The organism is Gemmata sp., assembly GCF_051859125.1.
Lineage (GTDB): Bacteria > Planctomycetota > Planctomycetia > Gemmatales > Gemmataceae > Gemmata.
In genome coordinates this window covers 40,087-50,810 of sequence record NZ_JBHYGG010000252.1, presented here as the reverse complement: position 1 = coordinate 50,810, position 10,724 = coordinate 40,087, and the positions used below count along the sequence as shown (strand labels likewise).

General features: G+C 71.5%; 6 protein-coding genes. 1 reads left to right on the top strand and 5 read right to left on the bottom strand.

The annotated features are described in order from the left end of the window. Positions 1 to 89: 89 nt before the first annotated feature. The 5 genes from ACTIGN_RS22600 to ACTIGN_RS22580 form a co-directional block, all read right to left on the bottom strand. Positions 90 to 1,190, bottom strand: a complete 1,101-nt coding sequence (locus ACTIGN_RS22600) for an HlyD family secretion protein (protein WP_439628064.1) — start codon at positions 1,188 to 1,190, stop codon at positions 90 to 92. Between the two features lie 175 nt (positions 1,191 to 1,365). Beyond that, the gene (locus ACTIGN_RS22595) at positions 1,366 to 2,106 is read right to left on the bottom strand and encodes an ABC transporter ATP-binding protein (RefSeq protein WP_439628062.1); all 741 of its coding nucleotides are present in this window, start codon (positions 2,104 to 2,106) and stop codon (positions 1,366 to 1,368) included. 58 nt (positions 2,107 to 2,164) lie between these two features. Then, positions 2,165 to 3,322: an ABC transporter permease gene (locus ACTIGN_RS22590; RefSeq protein ID WP_439628060.1), complete on the bottom strand. Its 1,158-nt coding sequence runs from the start codon at positions 3,320 to 3,322 to the stop codon at positions 2,165 to 2,167. 43 nt (positions 3,323 to 3,365) lie between these two features. Next, complete coding sequence (locus ACTIGN_RS22585) at positions 3,366 to 4,094, bottom strand: CerR family C-terminal domain-containing protein (protein WP_439628058.1); 729 nt, start codon at positions 4,092 to 4,094, stop codon at positions 3,366 to 3,368. A gap of 146 nt (positions 4,095 to 4,240) precedes the next feature. Then, positions 4,241 to 6,022 (bottom strand): ABC transporter ATP-binding protein, encoded by a 1,782-nt coding sequence (locus tag ACTIGN_RS22580; protein WP_439628056.1) that lies wholly within the window; start codon positions 6,020 to 6,022, stop codon positions 4,241 to 4,243. Positions 6,023 to 6,562: 540 nt separating this feature from the next. Between ACTIGN_RS22580 and ACTIGN_RS22575 the strand changes: the two genes are divergently transcribed. Further along, complete coding sequence (locus ACTIGN_RS22575; protein ID WP_439628054.1) at positions 6,563 to 10,651, top strand: non-ribosomal peptide synthetase; 4,089 nt, start codon at positions 6,563 to 6,565, stop codon at positions 10,649 to 10,651. The last annotated feature ends 73 nt before the right edge of the window (positions 10,652 to 10,724 follow it).

Below are 10,724 nucleotides of genomic sequence, written 5' to 3'. Positions count from 1 at the left end.
AAACAGCCGCGTAGGCCAGAAGAACTCGCACCCGCGGGACTATTTCGTGGGAGCACCGGCATGTTCGTTCACCAAAGGGCAATGGTGCATCACCCGCCGGCGTCGAGCGACACGTCGAGTTGCTGGCCGACGTAGAGCGTCGGGTTCGGGACGTCGATGGCGTAGATCACCTGCAGGACGCGCGTGTCGACGCGCTCGGTGTTGCCGCCGGTCAGCGACTTCTTCGGGATCACGTACGGCTCGACGCGGACGAACGAGAGCGGGAGCCGCGTGCCCGGTTCGCCGCGGGGGGTGGCGGTGCCCTTGATCCCCGGCTTGAACCGGGCGATGTCGTTCTCGTCGATGTCCACGCGGACGTGCAGGCGGCCGACCGTGCCGAGCACGATGATCGCCTGACCGGGCGTCGCGCCGACGTACTCGCCGGGCCGCACGTTCACCTGGAGGACGCGGAGTTCGAGCAGGTCCGACGACGGGATCGGCTCGCGGGTGCGGTCCGCCCCCGGCTTGCGGATCCGCGGGGCCGCGACCCGCAGCCGCTCGAGTTCCGTCTTGGTCTGGTCCACCTGGGCCTGGGTCTGCGTGAGGGTGGCGCGTGCCACGGCGGTGTCGAACTTCCACGCGCCGGCGCGGGTCAGGTCCAGTTCGGCCTCGACGCGGCGGAGCTGGGCCTTGGCGACGTCCACGCTCATCCGCCGCGTGTCGAAAGTCTCACCCGAGCCGACGCCGGTGTCGATCTCGCGCTTGGCCCGCTCGAACAGCCGCACCTTGTCCTCGACGTTGGCCTTCGCCTCCTCGACCTTCGCCTCGAGCGGCGGCAGCTCCTCGCGGCGGGGCATCGCTTCGAGCTTCGCGAGCTGGGCCGCGGCGCTGTCGCGCATGGACTGCCGCACGGTGAGTTCCGCGGCCATCTGCCGGTCGTCCAGCTCGAAGAGCGGCGCGCCGGGGGTGACGCGGTCGTCCACGCGGACGTGAACGGCCCGCACGACGCCGGGGACGTGCGTGCCGACGGAGATGTTCTCGGTCTCGGGCTCGACGATCCCGGCCCCGGCGACCTGCTTGCCGAACGGCGACTTCCCCGGGTCGACCGGCGGGCTGACGGGCGGCGGTTGCTGCTGGGCCTTCGTCATCTGGATCATCGCGAACGAGAACGCGACGACGGCCAACACGGGCAAGAGGTATCGGGTGAGCATCGGGCACCTCTGGTGAGATGGGTCTGGCGCTTGTTCTGTTGAAGTCCTGCGAGGGTACGCAGGAGGTGGCTGGCGGGCCGCCACGGAGGGCGGCCCCTACCAGAAGTTTCGCCTTCGTTCTGTAGGGGCCGCCCTCCGTGGCGGCCCGCGTGAGGCCGTCAATATCAATCGGGCATCAGGCGTTCGCGGGCTTGGCCTCGACGCTTTCGACGCGGCCGTCGGCCATTGAGACGATGCGGTCGCCGAAGTCGTACACGCGGCTGTCGTGCGTCACGACGACGACGGCCCGGTCGGGCTGCACGGCGACCTTGCGGATCAGGTCCATCACGGTGCGGCCGCTGTGCGCGTCGAGCGCCGCCGTCGGCTCGTCGCACACCAGCAGCCGCGGCTCGTGGACGAGGGCGCGGGCGATCGCGACCCGCTGCTGCTGCCCGCCCGAGAGCTGGTTCGGGTACGAGTTCAGCCGGTCCTTGAGCCCGACGGCGGCGAGCAGATCCTTCGCCTTCGCGACGGCCTTCGCCCGGTCCCACCCCGCGATGAGGAGCGGCACGCAGGCGTTCTCGGCGGCGGTGAGTGCGGGCAGCAGGTTGTACTGCTGGAACACGAACCCGATGTTGTCGCCGCGGAACCGGACCTTGCGGCCGTTGCCCATGCGGGTCAGGTTCTCGCCCAGCACCTCGACCTCGCCGCGGGTCGCGTCCAGCAGGCCGGCGACGACGGAGATGAGCGTCGTCTTCCCGCACCCCGACGGGCCGACGAGCAGCACCAGTTCGCCGTAGGGCAGGTCGATGTTGATGTCGGCCAGCGCGACGGTCTTGGTGTCGCCGGTGCCGAACTCTTTGGTCACCCCCGAGAGGCGGATCGCACGCTTCCCTGCGAGCGCCTCCCGGGGTGCCTGTGCCAGTGCGGCCGTCATGACTCACCTCTGGTCTTGGTGGCACGGGCTCATGGCCCGCACGGACGAACCCCGCCGCTCACCGGAACACGACCGCCGGTTCGAGGAACAGCACCCGCCGCAGGCTCACGGCCGCGGACACGGTGATGATGACGAACACCGCCCCGGCCGTGAGCGCGAGCACCTGCCACGGGAAGTGGAACGCGGGCGGCGCGTTCGTCACCACCCGCTCGAACACGTACCCGAACAGCGCCGCCCCGCCGACCCCGAGCCCGTACCCGATGGTGCCGACGACGAGCGCCTGGAGCATGATCATCCGCACCAGCCGCCCGTTGCTCACGCCCATCGCCTTGAGCGACCCGAACTGCTTCAGGTTCTCGATGGTGAACAGGTAGAACGTCTGCCCGGCGATCGCGCACCCGACGAAGAACCCGAGCGCCACGGTGATGCCGAAGTTGATCGGGATGCCGGTCCGCTTCAGGTAGTACCCGATGGTCGACCAGAAGAACTGCTCGTCGGTGAGCGCCCGCAGGTCGCCGGTCTGCTGCTCGATGCGCTCGCAGAGTTGCTCCGGGGTCACCCCGTCGGCGGCCTTGGCCAGCACGAACGTGAGCGTCTTCCGCTCCTGCGGGACGTACTTCACCGCCTGCGTGTACGTGCAGTACAGGATCGGGAACGTCTGGAACGTCGGGTTGCACTTCGCGAGGCCGACGACCACGGCCCGCTTGTCGTTCATCTCGATCGACTTGCCCGGGGCGAACGGCTCGTCCCCGTACAGGTACCGCCAGCCGAACTCGTCCATGATGACCGCGTCGGGCCGCCGCAGGTCTTCGAGCTTCCCGTGGAGCAGTTTGCCCTGCTCGACCGCGGGCGCGCCGGTGAGCGTCGCGTCGTCCACGCCGATGAGGATGACCTGCTGGAAGTTGCCGTCGTCGAGCCGGGCGCGGGCGAGCCCCTTGTACAGCCGCACGGCCCACCGCACCCCCTCGACGCCGCGGACCCGGTACAGCGCGTTCTCCGACAGCGGCTTCGTGTCGTCCACGAACTGCACGTTCCGGTCCATCACCCACAGGTCCGCGCCCTGGATGTCGCGGATCTGGCTCGTCGTGTTCCGCATGAGCCCGCAGAAGATGGCGCTCTGCTGGGCCATGAGCAGGGCGGCGAAGCTGACCCCGAACACGATGCCGAGGTACTTCGCCTTGTCCCCCATCAGCATCTTCAAGGCGACCCAGTTCATCTCTGCTCCTGTCTTCAGGTCTTCAGGGCACCAAGTCCTCGGGTCAGGAACCTCGGCGGGGGTTTGCACGACTTGAAGACTTGATGACCCGCGGACCTGACGACTCCCCACCGATCGGCTCCGCGTGCCCCAGCGCCGCCAGCGTGAACCGCACCACGTGGTCGGCGACCGCGTCCACGTTCAGTGCGGCGACCGCCTCCCGGCCGAAGATCAGCTCCGTCACGGGCCGGTTCTGCCGGTAGAAGAGGCACTGCCCCATCACGCTGAACCCGGTCATCAGCAGGTGCTGCTCGTCGAGGTGCGGGAGCAGCTCGCGGAGGATCGCCCGGAGCGCGAACGCCGCGGGCTGGATGAACTCGGTGACGACCACGTGGGCCGCCTTCCCGGGGTCGGCCATCTCGCGCATCATCAGCTTCATCGCGGCCGGGCTCGCCGGCGCGTGCATCCGGGTCGCCATCTCGCGGACGAACCCGCGGAGCTTGTCGAGCGGCGGCGCGCCCGCGGGGGGCACCGGGAACGTGTCCATCCGCCCGGCGCACGTGTGCGCCCGCTTCACCGCCTCGATGTACAGCTGCTCCTTGTCGCCGAAGTAGTAGTTCACCGCGGCGACGTTCGCGCCCGCCGCGCGGCAGATGTCGCGCACGGTCGCCCCCTTGAACCCGTTCTCGGCGAAGGCGTCCTGCGCCGCGGCCAGGAGCCGCTCGCGGGCGTCGGGGTCGGCCCCACCCTCACCGGGGCCGTCCGCCGGGGGCACTGTCTTTTCGCGGGCCATGGGAGAGAATCGGCCTGGGTTAAACAAATGTTTCAATCGGTCGCTTGAAGTGTATCAAACGTTTGTTTCGTGTCAAGCGGAACAGAAAAAGAAACCCCGCCGCGGGCGGTCCGCGGCGGGGCCAGGGGAGGGTGCAGGCGCGGGGCTCAGCCCGCGGCGACCGCGACCGGCGACTGGGCGTCGGCCGACTTGGTCTCGGCGGCCCGCACCAGTTCGGCGAACAGGCCGTCCTGGGCGAGGAGCCCCTCGTACGGGCCGGTCTCGACGAGGCGGCCGTCGTCGAACACGAAGATCCGGTCCGCGTCGGCGAACGTGCTGAGCCGGTGGGCGACCATGATGACCGTGCGGTTCCGGCTCGCCGTGCCGATCGCGTGCTGGACCTGCCGCTCGCTGATCGTGTCGAGGGCGCTGGTGGCCTCGTCGAGCACCAGGATCGGCGGGTTCTGGAGGAACACGCGGGCCAGCGCGATCCGCTGCCGCTGCCCGCCGGACAGGTTCCCCCCGCGCTCGGCGACCGCGGTGCGGTACCCGTCGGGCATGGCCAGGATCTCGTCGTGGATGCAGGCCATCTTCGCGGCCCGCACCACGTCCTCGGGGAGGTACTTCGAGCACCCGTAGGTGATGTTCTCCTCGATCGTGCCGCTGAACACGAACGGGTTCTGGCCGACGTACCCGATGAGGTGGCTGATCGCCTCCCGCGACACCTCTTCGAGCGGCACGCCCATCACCCACACGCGGCCCCCCTTCGGGTGGAGGAGCCGCATCAGCACCTTGAGCCACGTGGACTTGCCGCACCCGGACTTCCCGGCCACGCCGATCGTCTCGCCGGCGCGGATCTCCAGGTCGATCCCCTTCAGCGCCCGGGCCGGGCGGCCGTCGGGCAGGGCGTACTCGACCTGCAGCCCCTCGACGCGGACCACCGGCACGGTGTCGTCGAGCCGCGGGTCGGTGTGCGTCGGGGTCTTGAACGACGGGTCCACGGGCAGCGCGAGCAGGTCCTGGAGGTCGAGGACGCGGAGGCTCGCCTCGTGGCCCTCGTCGAGCACCCGGTGGACCTCGTTGAGCGGGGCCATCGCACTGAGGTAGAGCATCGAGAACGTGAGGATGTCGCCGAAGCTGATGCTCCCCGAGATGGCGAGGTACGCGGCGAGGGCCAGGACCCCGACGTGGAACATGCCCTCCACGATCGCCTTGCCGGCCCCGAAGAACGACATCGCCACGTGGTGCTTCAGCTCCTTGGACCGCTTGTGCTCGGCCGCCCGGGCCACCCGCTTCAGCTCCTGGGCGTTCGCGTTCGCGACCCGGACGTAGTCGAGCCCCCCGAGCAGCTCGACCACGGTCCCGTCCATCTCCTCGTTCACCCGCAGGAGCTTGAGCCGCACCCGCTTCTGCGACATCAACTGCCAGACCGTGAGGGTCAGCGACGCCGGGATCACGCCGAGCATCGCGATCCCGAGCCACGGCTCCTTCCACACCGCCGTCGTGATGGCGAACACGCCGATCAGCAGGGCCGGCAAGAAGTCGAGGAACGACAGCCGCAGGAGCCGCATGAACCCGCCGACGGACCGGAACACCTTCCCGTGCAGGGTGCCGATCCGCTCGTGCGTCAGCCCCGACAGGTCGGCCTGCATGATGTGCGCGATCACCTTCACGCTCATGTGCCGCTCGATCCGCGTGCACGTGTTCTCGACCAGGTACCGGCGGAGCACCTGGAGCAACTCGCGGACGAGGACGAGCGCGCCGATGGCGCACAGGACGTACGCGACGGACTCTAGCACGACGGGCCGCGCCTCGCCGGCCTGGATGCCGTGCGCGACGCGGTCCACGAGCTTGCCCGAGAGCAGGGGGATGGCGGTGGCCGTGAACCCGCCGACGGCCATGATCGACACGGCCGCGAGGAGGGAGTAGCGGTGCGAACGGGAGAGCATTCGCCAGGTCTTGCGGGCCGTCGCAAAGAGGTCGCGGACTTCGGTTCGGAACCTGCGTACCTCGGGAAGCGGCTTGGCTAACATGGCGTCCTCAGACCCAACGTGTGCCGCGGCGGTGCGCAACGGCGGCGGTGTCAAAGCAGACGGCGCGCCAATTGGCCGGGGACTGCACACTCGAACGCCCCACCGCGGGGCGGCCGGTACAAGTTCTGACCAGGAACGGTTGTACCGAGTGTCCCGCCGGGGGGTGTAAGGTGCTGAACAGATTTCAGCTTGCGCCGGCGACCCGGCACACGGTTCGCTTACTCGGGTGTCGTTCGCGCGTGCCGTCCCCGCCGGAAATTCTGCTCGTTTCACCCGCCGGGGTGAGCCAGTGCCGAGGGGCCGCACCGCGACCGGAGGATTCCAAGGAACGGCGTGGGTGCCGACCCGCCCGCGGCACCTCGCGCCCGGGACCGGTCGCCCGACAGGGCCGACCCACGCTCTGGACCCCACGAATCTCAGCGGCCGCTCAGCCCTCGTCCCCCGCCGAGATCGACCATGCTTCGCCTCCCGGGCAGCCCCACCGAGACGGTCCCCGCCGCGCCGGCAACGCGGCGGACCGTTCCCGCGCTCGCCGGCCCCCGCGGGCGGGTGCCCGCGACCGCCGGGCAGCGCCGGCTGTGGATGCTCGACCAGATCATCCCGAACCCCGAGGTGTACAACGTCTTCTTCCTCCTGCGGCTCGCCGGCCCGATGGACCCCGCGGCCGGCCGCGAGGCGCTCCGGGCCACGGTCGCGCGACACGAGGCGCTGCGCACCCGACTCGTCAACGACGGGGGTGAGCTTTCCCAGGTCGTGGCCCCGCCCGGGCCGGTCGACCTCCCCGTGACCGACCTCCGCGACCTCCCACCGGCCGCCCGGCCCGGGGCGGCCCGGCAGCGGGCACTGACCGAGTCCCGCCGCCGGTTCGATCTGGCGTCCGGCCCGCTGTGGGACGCGCGGCTCCTGCTGGCCGCGGACGACGAGTGCTACCTGTGGGTGAACTTCCACCACGCGGTCACGGACGGCTGGTCGGTCGGCGTCTTCTTCCGCGACTTCGGCGAGTTCTACGCGGCCGGGTGCGAGGGCCGCGCCCCGGTGCTGCCGCCCCTCCCGATCCAGTACGGGGACTTCGCCGCCTGGCAGCGCGAGCACGTCGCCACCGCCGAGTACCAGGGGCAACTCGACAAGTGGAAGGAGGCGCTCCGGCTCCCGCTCGCGCCGGTCGACCTCCCGTTTAGCAGGCCCCGGCCGCCGGCCCAGACGTTCCGCGGTGCGGTCCACAGTTTCCCGGTCCCGCGCGACCTCGTCGCCGCCGTGGACGACCTGGCCGTTCGGGAGGCGTCCAGCCGGTTCCTCGTCGGGCTGGCGGTGTTCCAGACCCTCGTGCACCGGTACACGGGCCAAACGGACCTCCTCATCGGCGTGCCCGTGGCGAACCGGCAGCGGCCCGAGACCCGCGACGTGGTGGGGTTCTTCACCAACACCCTCGTGTTCCGCACCGACCTGAGCGGCGAGCCGACGGTGCGCGAGGTGCTGGCCCGCGCCCGCCGCACGCGGACCGAGGCGTTCGCCGGCTCCGACGTGGACCTGGAGGCGCTCGTCGGGGCGGTACAGCCCCCCTACGACCCGTCCCGCCAGCCGTTCTTCCAGATCGTGTTCCAGTACCAGAACATCGCGATCGTGCCCGAACGCGTTGGGCCGCTCGGGGCGGAGAACGTCCCGGTCCACAACGGGACGGCGATGTTCGACCTGCGGATGGGGCTCGAAGACGCCCCCGACGGCGGCCTGTCCATCTGGATCGAGTACAACACCGCCCTGTTCGACGCGGCGGCGATCGAGCGGCTCGGGGGCCACTACCTGGTCCTGCTCGCAGCCGCGTGCGCCGACCCCGACGCGGCCGTCGGCGACCTGCCGCTCCTGGGCCCGGCCGAGCGGCACCGGATCGTCCGCGAGTGGAACGCGACCGCCGGCGACTACCCCCGCGACCTGTGCATCCACAACCTGTTCGAGGCCCGCGCCCGCCAGCAGCCCGACGCGGTCGCGGTGGTGGCCGGGGGCCGCGAGGTGACGTACCGCGAGCTGAACGAGCGGGCCAACCGCCTGGCCCGCTACCTCCGGGCGCAGGGGGTCGCGCCCGGCACGTTCGTGGGCGTGTGCCTGCGGCGGTCGGCCGAGGCGGTGGTCGCGGTGCTCGGCATCCTCAAGGCCGGCGGGGCGTACGCGCCGCTCGACCCGGTGTACCCCCGGGACCGGCTCGCGTTCATGCTCGGCGACACCCGGGCGCCCCTCGTCGTGACCGAGCGGGCGTTACTCGACCGGCTCCCCGAGGGCGACGCCCGGTGCCTGTGCGTCGAGCAGATCGCGCCCGACCTCGCGGCCCTGGACCCGGGCGACCCCGACCCCGTGGGCCGGCCGGGCGACGTGTGCTACGTCATCTACACCTCGGGCTCCACCGGCCGCCCCAAGGGGGTGGTGCTGCGGCACACCGCCGTGGTGAACGTCCTCGACTGGGTGAACGCCACGTTCCTGGTGGGGCCGCGGGACCGGCTCCTGTTCGTCACCTCGCTGAGCTTCGACCTCTCGGTGTACGACGTGTTCGGGGTACTGGGGGCCGGCGGCTCGGTCCGCGTGGCCGACGAGGACGAACTCCGCGACCCGGCCCGGCTCGCCCGCGTGCTCCGCACCGAGGGGGTCACCATCTGGGACTCGGCCCCGGCCGCGCTCCAGCAGCTCGCACCGTTCTTCGACCGGGACCGCCCGCGGGACGGCCGGGACCCGCTCCGGCTCGTGCTGCTCTCCGGGGACTGGATCCCCGTCGCCCTCCCGGACCAGGTGCGGGCCGCGTTCCCGGGGGCGAGCGTCGTCAGCCTCGGGGGCGCGACCGAGGCGGCGATCTGGTCGAACTGGTACCCGATCGGCACCGTCGACCCGGCGTGGCCGAGCATTCCGTACGGCCGCCCGATCCGCAACGCCCGCTACCACGTCCTCGATTCGCGGCTCCGCCCCGTACCGGTCGGCGTCCCGGGCGAGTTGCACATCGGCGGCCCGGTCCTCGCCGACGGGTACTTGAACCGCCCCGAGCTGACGGCCGAGCGGTTCGTCCCGGACCCGCTGACGCCCCGGGCGCCCGGCTCCGACCCGGGCGACACGCACCGGCTGTACAAGACCGGCGACCTGGCCCGGTACTTCCCGGACGGGACCATCGAGTTCCTGGGCCGCATGGACCAGCAGGTGAAGGTGCGCGGGTTCCGGGTGGAGTTGGGCGAGGTCGAGGCCGTCCTCGCGGCCCACCCGGCGGTCCGCGAGTGCGTGGTCCAGCACCACCGCGACGCCGCGAACCACGCCTCCCTCGCGGCCTACGTCGTCCCCCACCCGGGGGCCGACCCGCGGCCGGACGAGCTGGCCAAGTTCCTCCGCGTGAAGCTGCCCGAGTACATGGTGCCGGCGCAGTTCGTCGCGCTGGGCGCGCTGCCGCTGACGCCCAACGGGAAGGTCGACCGGGCCGCGCTCCGGCCGCCGGACCGCGCCGCGGCCAAGCCCGAAGCGGCGTTCGAGCTGCCGGCGAACGACGCCGAGCGGGCGCTGCTCCCGCTGTGGGAGGAGCTCCTGAACGTCCGCCCGATCAGCGTGACGGACAGCTTCCACGACCTCGGCGGGCACTCGCTCTCGGCCGCGGTGCTGATGGCCCGGATCGAGGCCCGGCTCGGGCACCGCGTCCCCCTCGACGCGCTGTTCGCGGCGCCGACGATCCGGGGCCTGGCGGCCGTCATCCAGCGGAAACTGGAGCTGGGCCGCGGGTGCCTCGTTCCGCTCCAGCCCGGGGGCGGGCGGCCGCCGCTGTTCCTGATCGCGGGGGCCGGCGGGCACGTGTTCGCGTTCCACCAGTTCGCGCGCCACCTCGGGCCGGACCAGCCGTCGTACGGGTTGAAGGCGGTCGGCGTGGACGGCACGGAGCGGCCGCTGGAGTCGATGACCGAGATCGCGGCGCGGTACCTCAGGGAGATCGTCGCGGCCCGGCCGGACGGCCCCTACGTCGTCGGCGGGTACTCGATCGGGGCCGTCATCGCGCTCGAACTCGCCATCCAGTTGCGGGCCGCCGGGAAGCAGGTGCCGCACGTGATCGTGTTCGACATGCTGGCCCCGGGGTACCCGCGGAAGCCGTCGCCGGTCCGCCGCGCGTGGCGGCACCTCGTCCGGTTCGCCCGCGCCCCCGGCCGGTTGGGGTACATCCGGGACCGGTTCCGGAGGGTGCGGAGCCGCGCCCTGGGGGCGCTGAACCTGCACTGGCTCGACGCCCCCGGGGTGCCGGGGATGGACCTCGTGCCGCAGGAGAACCTCAAGCGGGTCTGGGGGGCGCTGACCAAGGCCCGCGACCGCTACTGGCCGTCGGGCACGTTCGACGGCCGGATCGTCCTGTTCGCGTCCGAGACGCCGGAGGACTGGCCGGGGTGCGTGTTCGACGACCCGATGAAGGGGTGGGGCCGGTGGGCGACCGGGGGGGTCGAGCGGCACGTTGTCCCGGCCGGGCACCTGGAGATCTTTCGCGAGAACAACCAGGAACTCGTCGCCCGGCTCCTCCGGGAGGCGGTCGCCGGCCCGGGGTGACCCACGCACGGTCGGAGTTGGCACCGCGATTGCTCCGAAAAGGTGGCCGGAACGGGTCCGTCGGCGTCGGTGC